Below are 16398 nucleotides of genomic sequence, written 5' to 3' on the forward strand. Positions count from 1 at the left end.
GCTCTGGGCTTTTTATTTGCCTGTAGCTCAGAGGAAAGAGCAACCGCCTTCTAAGCGGTTTGTCGCTGGTTCGAATCCAGCCAGGTGAGCCAAACCCAGCCAGGGTATTTACGGCAAGAGAGCCGACATTGCCTTACCCTCATCTTCCTGGCTTGTCGCCAGGTTTTTTATTCCAGGCCCCGGGAACCATCCTCGACATGCCTTCTTGTTAAATCGTCCTGAGGGCCTGAACCAACTACACACGGAATAAATATGTCTGAGACCTTCACTATCGTAGGCGTTGGTCTTACATCGTCATCAGTCGGTGTAACCTTTGCCACGCTGTTTCCGGAGGCGACTCCAGCAGTGATGCTCGGATCACTCGCCGGAACGGCGCTATACGTTCTGACCTCAGATCCCCATCAACTCTGGAAGCAGGCTATCTTTGCGCTGATATCGTTTATCAGTGGCGTGTTCTTCTCCGTACCCATGGCGAAAATCATGGCCGGAATCATCAACACGCCGTTAAGCCTGATGAAGCCACCGGCCAGCATTGAGGTATCGCCAGCTGTCGGTGCAATTGTCACTGCTTCCATTTCCGTGGCAGTCCTGCTGCGTATTCTCCGCAAATCCAAAAGCGGGAAGATGCCGGGGCTGGGGGAGGAAGATAAATGACATGGCAGCTTCTTCTGATGGATGCAAACGCCATAGTTTGCCTTTTAATTATGGTCAGGCTGATGTTTTTCCGGAAAGAGGGAAAGCGTCATCGCCTGAGTGTCGCGGTGCTGGCCTATCTGGTCATCCTTTCCGCCGGATTCAACGCCTTCAACATTCTGCTCGGCCACTACGTTCAGGTTAACCTCGGCGATCTGCTGCTTAACTCCGTCATCTGCATGGCGGTGTGGCTGGCGCGCGGGAACCTGGCGAAGGTCGTCATTACGGAATAGCCATGACCAAAGACGATATCTTTAACACCATCCTCGGCAAAGAGGGTGGTTATGTTGATCACCCGAATGATAAGGGCGGACCAACGAACTGGGGAATTACTCAGGCAACTGCCCGCGCGCATGGTTATACCGGTGATATGCGAAACCTTACACGTGAGCAGGCTCTGGCGATCCTGGAGTCTGATTACTGGTATGGCCCGCGCTTTGACCAGGTGGCAGAAGTATCCCCTTCCATTGCCGCCGAACTTTGCGATAGCGGTGTGAACATGGGGCCATCGGTGCAGGTTAAATGGTTCCAGCGCTGGCTGAACGTTTTCAATAACCAGCAGCAGTTCTATCCGGATCTGATCGCCGATGGCCAGATCGGGCCGCGTAGCATCAGCGCGCTGAAGTCCTTCCTGGCGAAACGAGGCGGAGAAGGGGAAATCGTATTGCTTCGCGCACTGAACTGTAGCCAGGGCCAGCGTTATCTTGAGCTGGCAGAACAGCGTCCGGCTAACGAGTCATTCGTTTATGGCTGGATGCGCGAGCGGGTGAGCCTATGACGACACTTAAATCTGTACTGGCGGCAATCGGGGTTGCGATCCTGATGGTGCTTGGTGCGTTTGGTGTGGGCCGTTTCCGCGGGCGTGAACAGGCTGAAGAAAAAGCAGACCGGCAGCGCACAGAAGAAAAGGCCGCAGCCATTGAGTCAGTAGCCGAACGCCGGGTAGAAGCAACGAAAGAGGCCAGTAATGTACAGCAGAATGTTAACCGCATGCCTGATGACGATGTTGATCGCGAGCTGCGTGACACGTGGAAGCGTCCCGGTGGTGGTTGATACCGCCTGTGACTGGGTAAAGCCGATCTACCTGACCGATCACGATATCGACGTTATGGACCGCCAGACGAAGAAAGACATCCTGGCGCATAACAAAGCGTGGCAGGCGAACTGTCAGAAACCAACAGAGAAAAAAATATGAGCGAAGCTAAACCGCAGGACGGCACTACCGTTAAAGGCTATCGAACCTTATCGCCTGGTGATATTGAGCGTATGAATCGCCTGAAGGGTGTCAGCCGACACTTCTGTAATTTACTTGATACAGAACGTGAGCATGTCAACGATGAGTTATCTGCTACCGGCAACCACTCAGCTGAAGCAAACGAAGCTGCCCGCTGTCTCGCCATTGCGCGCACCAAAATGCAGGAAGCCTGCATGTGGGCATGTCGTGCCGTAGCCCGTCCAGACGCTGACTGTTAGCCAAAAAACAAACATAGAGCCTCGCAATAGCGGGGCTTTTTCATGCGCATCTCACGCGCACATCAACGAGAGCCTTTCAGTAAGCGAGCCTGAGAAATGCCGTTATAGGTGGCGACCTCTCTCGGGCGGCTTTTCTGTGAGACAGGCTCACTTTCTAAAAGGTAAAGACGCTATGAATAATCCGTCAGTTATTCCGGCCTTCGACTTCCGCGAAATGGTCACGACCCTCGACAACAAGATAATCACCACATCACTCAAGGTGGCGAATTACTTTGGCAAGCGACACAAAGACGTTTTGCGTGCCATACGTAACCTGAAATGCTCCGATGACTTCACCCAGCGCAATTTTGCGCCCATTGATTTCATTGATAAAAATGGCGATGTTCAGCCTATGTATAACATCACCCGTGACGGATGCATGATGCTCGTGATGGGGTTCACTGGCAAAACAGCTGCCGCAGTGAAGGAGTGTTACATCAATGCCTTCAACTGGATGGGCGAGCAGCTAAACCGGCGCATGGCGATGGGTGAAGAATTGCAGCATCGCTACGCCATCAAAGAAACGCGCTCAAAGCTGAAGGGAACGATCGGCAGCCGTTTGATGAACGAGCGGAAGAAAGAGAAGCGAGTTCTGGAACTCGAGCATGAGCACATCATGCAGGTGACGCAACCAGAACTTTTGGCTGGTAACTATTTTAAACCGTAAATGGAATAGTTAAATGGTGTAACATTATCTCTCTTGATAAGGAGGGTTAATGTCCGGATCACTATCAACCTCAGTTATATCCTTCCCATGGCGAGATATTATTACGCCAATCGTAGGGCTTGTTGGTGCATTTGGCGGGGCGCTTCTTGCCAATCATTTCGCCGATGAAAGATGGCAGAAACAAGTCCAATATGAGGCGAGTAAGGAATCTTCGAAAGTTGTCAGGGATAAAGGTGAGGAGTTATACACTCTCTGCTGTCGCTGGGAGAAGATGCTGTTTCTGATCCAAATGGCTCAGATAAGGTATATCAAGAGCCAGCGTGAGTGGGATGGATTCAATGATTACATCAATACTATATCGCTCGGCCCTGGAGTTTTTGATCGTTTAGAATCCTTGTTGCACATCTATTTTTATGAGCTTACCCCGCGCATTGGATTGATTCAGTCTGAGATGAAAAAATGCAATGAACTCTACGAAAATTACCGTAGGGGTTTAATCACCGATGTCGAAGAAAGCTCAAGGATTATTAACCAGTCCTCAATAGATTTAGAAGAGCATATGCTAATCATGAAAGAACACATTAGAAATAAGCTGAAGATTTGATTTAACCGCCTCCGGGCGGTTTTTTATTGCCATCCCCATGGGGCAACCCATCGCAATGACGTTATCCCCTATAGCGGATAATAATGCGAATATCCCTTCGCGCGGATAAAGAGGCTCTCAATGTCTGATATCTACATCATCAAACTGACTACGAATGACGGCGGCGAGTACACGGGCAAGATGTCACGACGTCAGCCTGAGCTGGTTAACGGCTTTGTGCCGCTGGCGACGGAGACGGGACAGTGGCTTTACTTTGCTCCGGCCGATGTGAAGCGCGTGGAGTTCACGCCAGTACCTGAAGAGCAGACCGAGCAGGCAGCAGAACAAACAGCGGAGTAACGAAACTATGGCGACCAAACCAAAGACTGGCCGCCCTTCTGATTATCTACCAGAGGTGGCTGCTGACATCTGTTCACTGCTTGCCGATGGGGAAAGCCTGCGCAAAGTTTGTGACCGACCAGGGATGCCTAACAAGGCGACGGTATTCCGCTGGTTGGCACAACATGCAGAGTTTCGCGACCAATACGCGAAAGCCACTGAGACACGCGCTGATGCGATTTTCGAAGATATGTTCGATATCGCTGACGGTGTGAATGAAGAGGCTGCCGCAGTAGCCAAAGCACGTCTTCGCATCGACACGCGAAAATGGGCCTTGGCTCGCATGAACCCGAAAAAGTACGGAGACAAAGTCAGCCAGGAAATCGACCACAAATCTTCAGACGGAACTATGACTCCGCAGCCGACAATCATCCAGTTACTACCTGTTGAGCCGAAAGCATGAGTGAAGCCGTTCAACTTCCGATCCCAGCGAAGCTTGCACCACTATTCACCGCCGTGAATAAGCGTTACCGGTGCTCGCACGGTGGACGTGGCAGCGCCAAGACGCGCACATTCGCACTGATGACTGCAGTAAAGGCGTATCAGTCGATGATGAACGGTGAAAGCGGCGTGGTGCTCTGCGCGCGTGAGTTCATGAACTCGCTGGAAGAGTCGAGTATGCAGGAGGTGAAACAGGCGATCCTGTCTGTTCCATGGCTGGCTTCCAACTTTGATATCGGCGAAAAGTACATCCGCACCATCGACAAGAGCGTTAACTACGTGTTCTGCGGTCTGCGGCATAACCTCGACAGCATCAAGTCGAAAGCGCGCATTCTGCTGTGCTGGGTCGACGAGGCTGAATCAGTCAGCGAAATAGCCTGGCAGAAGCTGAGCCCGACAGTTCGCGAGGAAGGTTCAGAGATCTGGGTGACGTGGAATCCGGAGCGCGACGGTAGCGCCACGGATAAGCGTTTCCGCAAAGAGGCTGGTGACGACTGCATAACCGTTGAGATGAACTATACGGATAACCCGTGGTTCCCCGACGTGCTGGAAGGTGAGCGACAGAATGATCAGCGCCGCCTAGACCCGGCGACATACGCATGGGTGTGGGAAGGCGCTTACCTCGAAAACTCCGATAAGCAGGTGCTGGCAGGAAAATACCGGATCGCTGAGTTCTCAGACGAACTATGGAAAGAGGCCGATCGCCTGTTCTTCGGAGCCGACTTCGGTTTCGCTAAAGACCCGAACACTCTGGTGCGCTCGTTCATCCTGCATAACCGGCTGTACATTGAGTACGAGGCATACGGGCAGCAGACAGAGCTCGACCACATGCCAGAGTTGTACGACACAATTCCCGGTTCGCGTGACTGGCCCATCAAGGCCGACTCCGCGCGACCCGAGACGATCAGTTATCTCAAGCGGCAGGGCTTCAATATCTCAGCTGCTGAGAAGTGGCAGGGTAGCGTTGAGGATGGGATAGCACACCTTCGCGGCTTCGACGAAATCATTATCCATCCACGCTGTATGAATGTGGCACGCGAGGCCCGCATGTGGTCGTACAAAACGGACCGCATCACCGGTGAGGTGTTGCCGAAACTGGCTGACGGGGATGAGCATACCTGGGACGCAGTCCGCTATTCCCTTGATGGACATATCAAACGTAAACAGCAGGGGGTTGGCATGATGATACCTAAGCGCCTGCTTTAATCTGACGGACACGACATGAACAAACAGCTACAGATGGCGGTTAATCACGCGATTAACGATGCCAGGCTTGCTCGCGCCCGTATGGGGCTGCTTAACCCTTCGATGGGGCTGGACGCCAAGCGTAATTCAGCGTGGTGCGAATACGGCTTCAAAGAAGAATTAACCTTCGGCGATCTGTACAACTTATATCGACGCGGCGGCATCGCCCACGGAGCGATAAACAAAATCATTTCCGCTTGCTGGCATACCAGCCCAGAGATTATCGAGGGGGAAGAGGAGGACGAAACTCGCGACATTACCGCGTGGGAAAGAAGTCTTCTTCCTGTGTTTACTCATCGCTTCTGGCGATCGTTTGCTGACGCTGACCTGCGCCGTCTGGTTGGGCGCTATTCTGCCATCCTGCTTCATATCCGCGATGGTAAAGCATGGAATCAGCAGGCAACGAAAGGGCGAGGGCTTGAAAAAATAACAGTCGCATGGGCTGGCTCAGTGAAAGTTAAGGAGTGGGACACCGGTCTGAACTCCAGGGCCTACGGGCAGCCGAAGATGTGGCAGTACACCGAGAGGTTGCCTAATGGCTCGACCCGGCGCGTTGACATCCATCCCGACCGCATTTTCATTCTGGGTGATTATGCCGACGATGCTATTGGCTTTCTCGAGCCCGCCTATAACGCCTTTGTGAGTCTGGAGAAGGTGGAAGGTGGTTCAGGCGAGTCATTCCTGAAGAACGCAGCACGCCAGTTGAGTATTAATTTTGATAAAGAGGCGAAACTGGATGAAATAGCCAGGGCATACGGGGTTGATTACAGCGAACTGAACGAAATCTACGATAAAGTAGCCCGTGAAATGAATATCGGAAACGACTCAGTTCTTATTACCCAAGGGGCCAATGTCGCTCCGATTGTGGCTGCTGTATCCGATCCCTCTCCAACCTATAACGTTAACCTGCAAACCGCTGCTGCCGCACTTGATATACCGACAAAAATACTTGTTGGCATGCAGACTGGTGAGCGGGCCAGCACCGAAGACCAGAAATACTTCAACACGCGCTGCCAGTCCCGGCGAGAGGACTTGTCATTCGACATTGAAGATCTGTGCGACAAATTGATTGAGCTTGGTGTCATTGATGCTGTGGCAAAGAAAACGGTTATCTGGGATGACCTGAACGAACAAAGTTCATCGGAAAAACTGGATGCCGCGCAGAAGATGTCGCAAATAAACAGCGCATCGCTGGCGACAGGCGAGCAGGTGTTTACTGGTGAAGAGATTCGTGTAGCGGCCGGGTATGAGGGTTCACCCGAACCACTTCCAGAGGTAGATGATGACGAAGAAGAAGAAAGCGAAGTCACCGATACTACCCGGAAACCTTAAAGATCCGACAGGCGCTGACCGCCTTGAGCGCGGCGCAATGAACGAGTTCGCCAGGCGAATGAAACGCATTGGCAAAGCCTACAAGGACATTCTCGACCGCATTCCTGCATCACCATCAGTAAACCAGCGTTATACCTTCGACCTCGATTCCACACAGTTATCAATGCTACTCAGCAATGCCTCATTGCTGGTGGATGAGATTTTGGGTGCAGATAACGAGACGGGGTTCTGGTTCTGGGCTGATTACGTCAACCCGGCGTATCAACGCGGCACGGCGCAGGAGTTCGCCAATCTGTCACAGCAGTCTGCCGTGTACGCGGCAGGACAGGAAAGCATATCGACAATCCTCCTGAGTGAGCCGTACCGGCGCAGGCTGATTCTGGTTCGGGCGCGTACCTTCGAGGAAATGAAGAACCTCAGCGCCACTGTGAAAGCCGACATGGCGAGGATACTGACCGATGGGCTTGGGCGCGGACAGAACCCGCTGGAAATAGCGAAACGCATCACTGAGCAGACGGGAATTGAGTCTCGTCGGGCTAATCGTATTGCCCGGACGGAGATTACCACCGCGCTGCGCCGTGGGCGCCTGGACGAGGACGACGAAGCCAGGGAGCAATATGGCATCCGTACAAAGCAGATGCACATATCAGCGCTCAGCCCGACGACACGAAGCACCCATGCCGCGCGTCACGCCCATCTGTATACCGCAGAAGAGCAGCGGGAGTGGTGGGCTAAGGATGCAAACAGCGTGAACTGTAAATGCTCCACAATCGCGGTGATGGTCGATGAAAGCGGCAAGCCGTTAAGCGACACCATCATCGAAAAAGCTCAGAAAACATTTAACACAATGAAAGCCCGTGGCTACCAATGGGCTAAGGGTTAACTCATGCCAATGCAAGTTAATGTCACCTCGAAGGTGAACAGTAAGGCCATCCGGCGCGAACAGCACAACGGACGCGAGCACTGGGTTGTTCCTTCCTACACCCTTCCGGCGAACGTGGTCATGAACGGCGGCCTGTATCCGGCCAGTGAGATTGACCAGCACTACAGCGGCCTGGAGGGGACGCTGGCACCGCTTGGACACCCACAGGTCAACGGTCAGTTTGTTTCTGCTTTTAGTCCTGAAGGGCTGAATGTGGGTTACGTCGGGGCATGGAACAAAAACGTCAAGAAGTCCGGCAACCGCGTCTACGTCGAGAAGTGGATCGACACAGAAGTGGCAAAGCGCACGGATGACGGAAAGCGCCTCCTTGAGCGTCTTGAAGCGCTGGAGAAAGGCGAGGATGTTCCGCCAATCCATACCAGCGTTGCCGTATTCCTGGAGGAGCTTGAAGCGAACGATGAGCAAAAAGCTCAGGGGGCTTCATGGGTTGCGAAAATTCACGCGATGGACCATGACGCCATCCTTCTGGATGAGGTTGGCGCGGCCACGCCAGAGCAGGGGGTAGGGATGATGGTGAATGCTGACCTTGCCACGCCACTGAAGGCTAATTCCGGCGCTCTGGTGGGAGAAACATATCGCGAGCGCGAGCGCCGACTGGAGAAGGCTGCGAAAGATAAATTCGCTCCCGGCGAGAAAGAATACGCCTGGGTGGCTGATTTCACTGACTCACAGGCCGTAATCATCCTCAACAATGGCGATCCGAAGGTTTACGGATACAAATCTGAGGGCGGAAAGATTGTCTTTGACGATACCGGGACAGAGGTTCAGCGCCAGAGTTCATGGGTTGCCGTCGTCAACAAGCTCAAATCATTTTTCACACCGCAGGAACAGCCTGCACCAAACCACAAAACGGAGGGCGACATGCCTTTAACCAAAGAAGAACTGGAACAAATCGGCAGCATGGTTAGCGAGGCCGTCGCCACCAATACCGAAAAGGCTATCAAGCCTCTCGCGGAGAAGGTTGACGCGCTACAGGCCAACCAGGACAATCTGACAGAAACCCTGACTGCCAACTCTCGCGCCGAAGAGAAATCGAAGCGTGAAGCGGTGGCAAAAGTTCACGGCGATATTGTGGCTAACGCCCTGTCTGGCGAAGCTCTGGATGCGATGTTCAAGTCGCTGGGCGAAGCCGCACCGCTGGGCACCAACTCTGCGCAACAGCAGAAAGAAACCGGTGCGCCGAACCCTGACGAATATTTCAAATAAGGAGCCAGACTAATGGCACGTTATCGTCGCGTTAATATCGACGGTCAGTCTCTGTACAAGACCGAAACCCGTAAAGTGGCAGCCGCGTCATTGCCGGGAACTTTCGTTACCATCAACGGTGACGATGAGTTTGCAGTAGCCGCAGCAACAGTTGGTCGCCTGTATGTTCTCGACCCAGCATTCAGCGAAGGGCTTGGTATTACTGACTCTATCCCTGCTGGTCACTCCACATCTGGTAACTACGTGGAAGAAGGCCGAGAACTGGCAATCCTGTGTCCTGCGGGAACTTACGCCAAAGACACCCCGATCAAGTTGGGCGCAAATGGTCAGGGGGCGATTGCCGACTCTGACACCGACACCGTTCTTGGCTACAGCCAGGACGATGCAACCATCGCTGCCGGCGCTACCGACTTTATCCGCGTGCGCTTCCGCGTAGGTACTGTAGCCCCGGCAACTGGCGGCGGCGAGTAAAAGGAGAATATGAATGTACTTCACTAAAGAAACGCTTGCCACGAATAGCCGCCTGCGCCTTCACTGGAACTCTCTGTGGGCGCAGCGCAACATCTGGGACACCGCGCATAACATCATGGTTAACCAGTACCGTGGCGCGATGGATGCAGAAACGCTGGCGGCCAATGCGCTGGCAGGTGATGGGCTGGGTCGTGAGTTCTGGGCTGAAATTGACCGCGAAACCGTCCAGTCTCGCGATCAGGTGATCGGCATGGAAATTGTCAACGACCTGATGGCTGTGCAGACCGTTCTGCCGATCGGCAAGACTGCCAAACTTTACAACACGATTGGCGATATTGCTGATGATGTCTCTGTGAGTCTTGACGGTCAGGCGCCGTATTCCTTTGACCACACTGATTACGGTAGCGATGGTGACCCAGTTCCGATTTATACCGCTGGCTTCGGTGTTAACTGGCGTCTTGCCGCAGGACTGAACACCGTCGGCATTGATCTGGTTCTGGATTCGCAGACAGCAAAAAACCGTAAGTTCCATAAACGCCGAGTAACTGGTTATCTGGATGGTAATCCGACCATTCAGGTTCAGAACTACCCGGCACAGGGCCTTCGCAACCACCGCAACACCGCCAAAATCAACCTTGGCTCTGGCGCAGGTGGCGCTAACATCAACCTGACCACTGCAACCCCGGCGCAGGCGCTGGCATTCTTCGGTCCAACCGGTGCATTTGGTGTGACTGCCCGCGCCAACCAGGTTACGGCCTATGACGTTTTGTGGCTGTCTCCTGAAATCATGGCGAACCTCTCCAAGCCATACACTATTGAGGTGGGTGACGGTACAAACGCGATCATCAGCGGTTCTGTGCTGGATGCTATTCGCAAGTTTATTCCGGTGAAAGACATCCGCCAGACTTATGCGCTGAGCGGTAATGAGTTCCTGGCTTATGAGCGCCGCAAAGATGTGATCTCCCCGCTTGTTGGCATGGCCGTTGGTGTTGTTCCGCTGCCGCGTCCTATGCCTCAGAGCAACTACAACTTCCAGATCATGTCTGCTGAAGGTTTGCAGATTAAACGTGATGACGAAGGTCGTTCTGGCGTGCTGTACGGCGCGAATTTGGCATAAGGAGAACAGCATGGCTAAATACCAGGTAACCAGGGCGTGGCATGGAGTGAAGGTCGGTGATGTGGTTGAAATTGAGAAACTGCATCCTGCGCTGAAGCCTCATGTTATGAAACTCTCTGACGCTGCGCTAACTCCGGCGACACCAGAGGCTGGCACGGATGTGAAATCCCGAAAAGAGGTTATCCAGGCGCGGCTGACCGAACTGGGTATTGAGTACAAAGGCAATCTGGGTGCTGAAAAGCTTGGCGAGCTGTTGCCGAAAGGCGAGCTTGAAAAGCTTTTCCCTGCTGAATAACAGCCGCCGCTAAGGCGGTTTTTTTATGCCCTCTGCGGAGGGCTTATTAAGAGGCTCGCATGATTACCACAGAACAGGCCAGGGAATATCTGAAGTCAGTCGGTATCACGCTGCCTGATTTCATCTTAGAGGCGCTAGTAGAGCAAGCTAACAGTATTCAGGAATGCCTTGATGCTCATTACTCTCCGGCTACAGCGCTGCTAATTCAGTCTTACCTGTTGGGCTTAATGGCGCTGGGGCAGGGAGACAAATACATCAGCTCTCAGACAGCGCCTAACGGCGCATCGCGGTCATTCCGTTATCAGTCTTTTGCTGACCGATGGAAGGCCTCTCTGGGGCTTCTAAGGGGACTGGATAAGTATGGTTGCGCTACCAGTCTGATTCCTCCAGACCCGACCAATACAGCTTTTGCTGGCATATGGATTGCCAGGGGTGGATGCATGTGTGGCGGGGGTCGGTAATGGCCTGGATATCGGTTAAGAAGCGGCTGCCGGAGCCTTTTGTCAAAGTCTGGGTGATGACCGACAGTGGTAAACGCGTTACCGGATACGTCAAAAGCAACGGTGACTGGTATCTGCTGTGCCGGAAGGTTGCGGCGGAGAATCCGGAGGTGATCCGGTGGGAGGATAACGGTGTCTGAAACAGCTGCATGGAGCTATACCAATGTTGCCACTGTTTACCCGCGAGTCTACGACGACTGGAACAGCACCTGGACAACCGGAACCCCCTACCTGATTGACTGCACCTGGACGGCAAACAATGAGGTTGCGGTAGATGCCAGCGGGAAAGAGTTCACCACGAACCTGATTTTCTTCACTGAGCTGAAGCGCAATGGCATCGATGCGACCATGCCGAAGCGTGACTGGTATATCGCCAGAGGTGACACAACGGCACAGGCCGATCCGCTGAAAGCTGGTGCAAACGTCATCAAGGCGGTGACGGAATGGGATATGTCACCATTCGGCGAGGAGCCGGACTACAAAATTCTGACGTGAGGCGATCATGCCCGTAAAAGGTATCAAGCGTGTTCAAATGAACACCCGCAAGGTGCTGGCAGAAATTGCCGGGCCACGCACAGAAAGAGTGCTGACTGAGGTCATGATTGTCGGATCGTCTCACGCTGCGCTACTTACTCCCATTGACACATCCACGCTTATCAACAGCCAGTACAGAAAGCTTGACCCAATGCCCGGCGGGATGCAGGGAAAGGTCGGGTACACGGCTGCATACGCTGCCGCCGTTCACGGTATGTCCGGTAAGCTAAAAGGTCAGCCGCGTGAACACTTCGGAAGAACTCGCGCTGGAAAAGAATTCGGCGGCGGCACCGGGAAGGGGAATTACTGGGATCCCGATGCCGAGCCGGGGTTCCTGACCAAAGGCTTTGAGCGTGACGGTCTCAACGAGATTAAGGCCATCATCAAACAAGGGTACAAAGTATGACGCGCAGCGAAGTGTATGACGCGCTGAGAGCGTGGTTACAGTCTCACGGGTTTGATGTCGGCTACCGCGTCCAGAAACGCTTCTGGAACGAGCTGGAAGGTACTGAAGGGGAAAGATACCTTGTCATCCAGCAAAACGGCGGTGGCAAGCCTGAGGAAGCCATTACGCGCGACTTTTTCCGTATCCTTGTTTTGTCAGGACAGAACGACAGTGACATCAACGAAGTTGAAGACCGCGCTGATGCAATACGCCAGGCGATGATCGACGACTACAAGACTGAATGCATCATCTCGATGCAGCCAATCGGCGGTATCACCGCCATCCAGACCGAAGAAGGTCGTTACCTCTTCGATATTTCCTTTCAAACCATCATTTCCCGATAACACGGAGATAAAGACATGGCATGTGAAGCTGGTGCTTTCACAGGGCGTGATGTCGTCGTTTACTACGCGATTGGCTGCCCCGAATCACAACCCGCCAACGGTGACTATAAGCGCCTTGGCATGATGCGCGGGAAGACTGTTTCCGCCGAATGGGATACCGCAGACGCTACTGCTGATATGAGCGCGGCGTACACGCAGGAAAATCTCGTAACCTACAAAAACATCTCGTTCTCTGGAGATGGCGTAACCCGAAAAGAAGATGTCTATGCGCAGAACGCGCTGAAGCGTCACGTTTACAACCCGCCGGCAGAGACCAGCAATCAGCCGTATGTCTGGCTGAAAATCATCTCTCCAAACGACATTACCGAAGGCCCGTTTATGGTGACTTCGTGGGAAGATGAAGCCCCTCATGATGACGTGGCCACATGGTCTATTGAGGCGTCAAGCGCGGGCCAGGTGGATGTACGTGATGTCGGCGCCGTAATCACTATCACTACGCAGCCGCAGAACCGCACGCTCACGGTTGGTGATGCACTAAACCTGTCAGTGGCGGCAAATGTCTCTGATGGTTCCACTCTGACCTATCAGTGGAAGAAGGGCGGCACTGACATCACCGGCGCAACAAACGCTACATACACGAAGGCGAGCGTCGTTACTGGTGACGCGGGTTCTTACTCCTGCCAGGTAACATCCTCAACCGCCGGTTCAGTGACCTCCAGCTCAGCTACTGTGACCGTAAACGCAGCCTAGAACCATGGGAGGCTAAGCCTCCCTTTTATTGAGATTTTCCATGAAAGCAATCACCGATATCGGCCAGGCCGTCATTCGCGCTGGCGGCAAAGAGATATTCCTCAACCCTTCATTCCTGGCTATGTCCCGGATCGGAACGCCTGAACAGATTGTTGATGCTTTCGTGAAAGTTCATGCAGGCCATTACCCAAAGCACAGAATTGCGGACCCCCAGATTCTGAAAGCGGCTAATGCACGCTGCTTTGCGGATATGGCAGCGGCCGCAGCTAGTGTAGTCAAACACTGTTCTGAAGGCGACATTGCTGAAATCATCGGCTCCTACTCGGTGACTACGGCGGGGCGCCTCCTGTTTAAGCCTGGCTTGTTGCCAGTTGAAGACGTTATCCAGCTGGCGCGGCATCTGATTTTGCATGGCGTGATGGGGGATCAGCCGCCAGAAGAGTTCGAGAGCAAGAAGGGCGAGTACAGCGACAAATTCGATGTACGGTCATTCGTCTACACCGCTGTTGCTCACCTCGGAATGAGCGAGTCTGATGCCTGGAACATGACAATGACCAGCTTCCGCGCCGCCATGAATGCCAAGTTCCCGCAGAAGGAAAAAGCAAAAGTGCCGACTCAGGAGAAATACGACGAGGTTATGGACTGGGCCGAGCAAATGCTGGCTATCGACGCGCAACGGAACGGACCGCATTAATCTCCTTGATCTCCATACAGCGGCTGTGGCTGAAGGTAAAGCCACTGAATCACAGCGACCAGGTGAGTTTCTCAAAACCAAGCAAGTAAGGCGGTTCGTGCAAGCCCTGAGCGATGCGAAGAAAATCGCATCGGTTATGACCATTAAGGGTGGCCCACTTCAGGGTTCCTGGGGGCTTGAGCTTATCGCTATACGCTATGCAGCCTGGCTCAATTCACTTTTTGAAATCAAAGTCTATGAGACATTTCAAATGCTGATGCGTCGCGGGTTCGATGCCATGTCCAGTCTCAACAAAATCGACCACGTTATTAACACCGAAACCAAAGCGATCAGTCAGTGCGCCAGCCAGATGGCCCGGTGGGGAGTTGGCGGACGCAAAAAGCTACTCCATGCAGCGCGTGATCGCGTTGCTGATGAGGTGCAGATGCATTTGCCGGGTATTTACTGAGAAAAAGAAGCCGCCAGAAAACTGACGGCCATCAGAGATCCGCAATGGCGCGGAAAATCGGTGATAGAGCATTTGAAAACCACAAAGATTGAGGGGGTGGTTGTCGTTTACTCATTTAGTCTATGGCTATAGGATAATGCCTAAAATGGCGTAGAGGGATAAAGGAATGAAAAAACTACCAATTATTGCGATCTGTGCTTGGCTTCTTGTTGGTTGTTCAGGAATTTTGGAAAAGCAGGAACCAATATGCGAGGGCGTGGCGATGTTAGGTGGACAGAATACCATCGTGCAGATTTATGGTATCCGTAACGTAGCCAACCAGACCCAGTATCGCGCTGGCTATCCGTTCAACTGGCAGTGGGTATCAAAGAACAATTTCTCCAGCACTACCTGCGACAAGAAGCCAGAGATTCGTAACGACCTTCCAACCAAATCTGCCTGATTGAAGCGCACATCCAAACCCGCTTAACTGCGGGTTTTGTCTTCGCCATGGATGGATGATCAGTTTATATAGCGATGTTCCGCGTGATAAATTTACGGAAATACATTTCGTGGTGAATCAACGTGGAAGATGAAAAGCAGCGCCAAATGCAGCTTCAACTGACACTTCAGCGACGACTGGAGAAAGTCACTCCAGAGCTATTCTCTGAATATCTTTTCGAACGCGGCGTCAAAACAGTCATATGTCCAATTTGTGGTAGTGATGATATTTCTATCCCTAACGCCAGTTCGATGACTGTAGGGCCTGAAGGGTGCGAAAGCAGCACTTATGCCATACCAGTCAAACTCGACACAGAAGGGCCACCATACTCATTGGTGAAATATGAGTATCGATTGATATGCAAAAACTGTGCTTATTCGATGCATTTTGCAACGTGGCCGGTATTGAAATGGGTGGAGCAGAAGCTTTCAGATTCAGGGAAAGGGACTAATGAATAGCAAGATGGATGACAATATTCACGTTGTAGACTTCCCAAAACATGGTGGTGGCGGTAGCGGCGGTGACGGAGGCGATATGTACACACGCGAGAGACTTGCAAGACTTGAAGCCACAGACGAACTGCGAGAGCGAAACATCAGAGGCATTGAATCTGAGCTGAAAAGCATCAACCAAAACCTATCATCAATGGAAAAGCGGTTCATTGATAAGATTGACGACAACCAAAAGTGGCTGGTTGGCCTTTTAGTATCGGCAATACTCGTTCCATTATTCATTGCTTTAGTCACCAAGTGATCTGTAACTGTTCTGTCGTCGCCAGATCCCTGCTGACCTCTCCGTCAACTGGTGGTAGGATTTGACCATCTTTTACTGATGGGGATAGGGATATGCATATCGACATACCGGGCGCTATCAATGACTATTTCACAGTTAGTGGCTCGGAAGAAAAAACATATAAATCAAACAGAAGCAGAATAAGGGCGCTTGTTGAAATACGGAACCAGAAAATTCAGCAAGTGATCGCTGATGGGGGGAACATACATACCGCATCCTTAGATTTACAAGATCAGGTTAGTGACTTTTTTTCTGAAGCTCCGGTAGAAGCACAAGTTGTGCTTTTTGAAACGCTCGCTGAAGAGATGCTAGCCTCAGCATCAGCAATAAATGATGAAACTACCAAACTCAACGCTCAAGCCGCATCAAGCGAGGCGACAGGTCATGCAATTGGCCAGTGGATAGGCGCTGGTATTTTGCTGATGTTCATTCTTTTTATGTTCGGTTTATTAAAATAGTAAGACTCATCTTACCCCCAAGACCTCGCTCCGGCGGGGTTTTTTATT

Annotated in this window: 29 protein-coding genes and 1 tRNA gene; all 30 read left to right on the forward strand. The window is 52.4% G+C overall.

Features of this window, described 5'->3' with window-relative positions; all coding sequences use genetic code 11:
• Positions 1-16: 16 nt before the first annotated feature.
• The 30 genes from L2Y28_RS09845 (at position 17) to L2Y28_RS09990 (ending at position 16350) form a co-directional block, all read left to right on the forward strand.
• Positions 17-92 (forward strand) — tRNA-Arg (locus L2Y28_RS09845).
• A 160-nt stretch (positions 93-252) separates the two neighbouring features.
• A complete protein-coding gene (locus tag L2Y28_RS09850; RefSeq protein WP_001514183.1) occupies positions 253-654 on the forward strand; it encodes a putative holin in 402 nt (133 codons plus the stop codon).
• Positions 651-926: a phage holin family protein gene (locus tag L2Y28_RS09855; protein WP_236919586.1), complete on the forward strand. Its 276-nt coding sequence runs from the start codon at positions 651-653 to the stop codon at positions 924-926. The genes L2Y28_RS09850 and L2Y28_RS09855 overlap by 4 nt, the downstream gene beginning before the upstream one ends.
• Positions 927-928: 2 nt before the next feature.
• Positions 929-1471, forward strand: coding sequence for a glycoside hydrolase family 108 protein (locus L2Y28_RS09860; RefSeq protein WP_088401779.1), 543 nt, complete (start codon positions 929-931; stop codon positions 1469-1471).
• On the forward strand, positions 1468-1746 hold the full coding sequence (locus L2Y28_RS09865; RefSeq protein ID WP_032105111.1) for a hypothetical protein: 279 nt from the start codon (positions 1468-1470) through the stop codon (positions 1744-1746). The genes L2Y28_RS09860 and L2Y28_RS09865 overlap by 4 nt, the downstream gene beginning before the upstream one ends.
• Positions 1697-1888 carry a hypothetical protein gene (locus L2Y28_RS09870; protein ID WP_102752849.1) on the forward strand — a complete coding sequence of 64 codons (192 nt, stop codon included), beginning with the start codon at positions 1697-1699 and terminating at the stop codon, positions 1886-1888. The genes L2Y28_RS09865 and L2Y28_RS09870 overlap by 50 nt, the downstream gene beginning before the upstream one ends.
• Positions 1885-2166, forward strand: a complete 282-nt coding sequence (locus L2Y28_RS09875; RefSeq protein WP_088401781.1) for a hypothetical protein — start codon at positions 1885-1887, stop codon at positions 2164-2166. The genes L2Y28_RS09870 and L2Y28_RS09875 overlap by 4 nt, the downstream gene beginning before the upstream one ends.
• Before the next feature lie 172 nt (positions 2167-2338).
• Positions 2339-2872, forward strand: coding sequence for a Rha family transcriptional regulator (locus L2Y28_RS09880; protein ID WP_236919587.1), 534 nt, complete (start codon positions 2339-2341; stop codon positions 2870-2872).
• Positions 2873-2921: 49 nt separating this feature from the next.
• A complete protein-coding gene (locus L2Y28_RS09885; RefSeq protein WP_045332074.1) occupies positions 2922-3476 on the forward strand; it encodes a hypothetical protein in 555 nt (184 codons plus the stop codon).
• 120 nt (positions 3477-3596) lie between these two features.
• Positions 3597-3815: a hypothetical protein gene (locus L2Y28_RS09890; RefSeq protein WP_088401783.1), complete on the forward strand. Its 219-nt coding sequence runs from the start codon at positions 3597-3599 to the stop codon at positions 3813-3815.
• A 7-nt stretch (positions 3816-3822) separates the two neighbouring features.
• Entirely contained in the window at positions 3823-4257 is a 435-nt protein-coding gene (locus L2Y28_RS09895; RefSeq protein WP_045281509.1) for a hypothetical protein, read from the forward strand.
• Positions 4254-5501, forward strand: a complete 1248-nt coding sequence (locus L2Y28_RS09900; RefSeq protein WP_088401784.1) for a PBSX family phage terminase large subunit — start codon at positions 4254-4256, stop codon at positions 5499-5501. The genes L2Y28_RS09895 and L2Y28_RS09900 overlap by 4 nt, the downstream gene beginning before the upstream one ends.
• A 15-nt stretch (positions 5502-5516) precedes the next feature.
• On the forward strand, positions 5517-6872 hold the full coding sequence (locus tag L2Y28_RS09905) for an anti-CBASS protein Acb1 family protein (protein WP_023306057.1): 1356 nt from the start codon (positions 5517-5519) through the stop codon (positions 6870-6872).
• Positions 6823-7755: a phage minor head protein gene (locus L2Y28_RS09910; RefSeq protein WP_113652443.1), complete on the forward strand. Its 933-nt coding sequence runs from the start codon at positions 6823-6825 to the stop codon at positions 7753-7755. Before L2Y28_RS09905 ends, L2Y28_RS09910 begins: the two co-directional genes overlap by 50 nt.
• Positions 7756-7758: 3 nt before the next feature.
• Positions 7759-9021, forward strand: a complete 1263-nt coding sequence (locus tag L2Y28_RS09915; RefSeq protein WP_045265486.1) for a hypothetical protein — start codon at positions 7759-7761, stop codon at positions 9019-9021.
• A 12-nt stretch (positions 9022-9033) separates the two neighbouring features.
• The gene (locus L2Y28_RS09920) at positions 9034-9492 is read left to right on the forward strand and encodes a hypothetical protein (protein WP_042889540.1); all 459 of its coding nucleotides are present in this window, start codon (positions 9034-9036) and stop codon (positions 9490-9492) included.
• A 13-nt stretch (positions 9493-9505) separates the two neighbouring features.
• Complete coding sequence (locus L2Y28_RS09925; protein ID WP_045265487.1) at positions 9506-10609, forward strand: major capsid protein; 1104 nt, start codon at positions 9506-9508, stop codon at positions 10607-10609.
• Between the two features lie 10 nt (positions 10610-10619).
• Entirely contained in the window at positions 10620-10904 is a 285-nt protein-coding gene (locus L2Y28_RS09930; RefSeq protein WP_042889542.1) for a hypothetical protein, read from the forward strand.
• A 59-nt stretch (positions 10905-10963) separates the two neighbouring features.
• Positions 10964-11365, forward strand: coding sequence for a hypothetical protein (locus L2Y28_RS09935; RefSeq protein WP_042889543.1), 402 nt, complete (start codon positions 10964-10966; stop codon positions 11363-11365).
• A complete protein-coding gene (locus L2Y28_RS09940) occupies positions 11365-11544 on the forward strand; it encodes a DUF551 domain-containing protein (RefSeq protein ID WP_017384998.1) in 180 nt (59 codons plus the stop codon). Before L2Y28_RS09935 ends, L2Y28_RS09940 begins: the two co-directional genes overlap by 1 nt.
• Positions 11537-11899, forward strand: a complete 363-nt coding sequence (locus L2Y28_RS09945) for a hypothetical protein (protein ID WP_022651014.1) — start codon at positions 11537-11539, stop codon at positions 11897-11899. Before L2Y28_RS09940 ends, L2Y28_RS09945 begins: the two co-directional genes overlap by 8 nt.
• A 7-nt stretch (positions 11900-11906) precedes the next feature.
• Positions 11907-12344: a hypothetical protein gene (locus tag L2Y28_RS09950; protein ID WP_045265488.1), complete on the forward strand. Its 438-nt coding sequence runs from the start codon at positions 11907-11909 to the stop codon at positions 12342-12344.
• Entirely contained in the window at positions 12341-12727 is a 387-nt protein-coding gene (locus L2Y28_RS09955) for a hypothetical protein (RefSeq protein ID WP_023306061.1), read from the forward strand. The genes L2Y28_RS09950 and L2Y28_RS09955 overlap by 4 nt, the downstream gene beginning before the upstream one ends.
• A gap of 15 nt (positions 12728-12742) precedes the next feature.
• Positions 12743-13477, forward strand: coding sequence for a phage tail tube protein (locus L2Y28_RS09960; RefSeq protein WP_045265490.1), 735 nt, complete (start codon positions 12743-12745; stop codon positions 13475-13477).
• Between the two features lie 40 nt (positions 13478-13517).
• Positions 13518-14171 (forward strand): DUF6246 family protein, encoded by a 654-nt coding sequence (locus L2Y28_RS09965; RefSeq protein ID WP_113652441.1) that lies wholly within the window; start codon positions 13518-13520, stop codon positions 14169-14171.
• The gene (locus L2Y28_RS09970; RefSeq protein WP_126523563.1) at positions 14167-14619 is read left to right on the forward strand and encodes a KilA-N domain-containing protein; all 453 of its coding nucleotides are present in this window, start codon (positions 14167-14169) and stop codon (positions 14617-14619) included. The genes L2Y28_RS09965 and L2Y28_RS09970 overlap by 5 nt, the downstream gene beginning before the upstream one ends.
• Before the next feature lie 166 nt (positions 14620-14785).
• Complete coding sequence (locus L2Y28_RS09975) at positions 14786-15061, forward strand: cor protein (RefSeq protein ID WP_113652440.1); 276 nt, start codon at positions 14786-14788, stop codon at positions 15059-15061.
• Between the two features lie 122 nt (positions 15062-15183).
• Complete coding sequence (locus L2Y28_RS09980; RefSeq protein ID WP_042889549.1) at positions 15184-15558, forward strand: hypothetical protein; 375 nt, start codon at positions 15184-15186, stop codon at positions 15556-15558.
• Positions 15551-15853, forward strand: coding sequence for a hypothetical protein (locus tag L2Y28_RS09985; RefSeq protein ID WP_016062812.1), 303 nt, complete (start codon positions 15551-15553; stop codon positions 15851-15853). The genes L2Y28_RS09980 and L2Y28_RS09985 overlap by 8 nt, the downstream gene beginning before the upstream one ends.
• Positions 15854-15945: 92 nt before the next feature.
• On the forward strand, positions 15946-16350 hold the full coding sequence (locus tag L2Y28_RS09990; RefSeq protein WP_042889550.1) for a hypothetical protein: 405 nt from the start codon (positions 15946-15948) through the stop codon (positions 16348-16350).
• Positions 16351-16398 lie beyond the last annotated feature (48 nt).

Origin of the sequence: Enterobacter sp. JH25 (assembly GCF_021725435.1) — a bacterium.
Taxonomy (GTDB): Bacteria; Pseudomonadota; Gammaproteobacteria; order Enterobacterales; family Enterobacteriaceae; genus Enterobacter; species Enterobacter intestinihominis.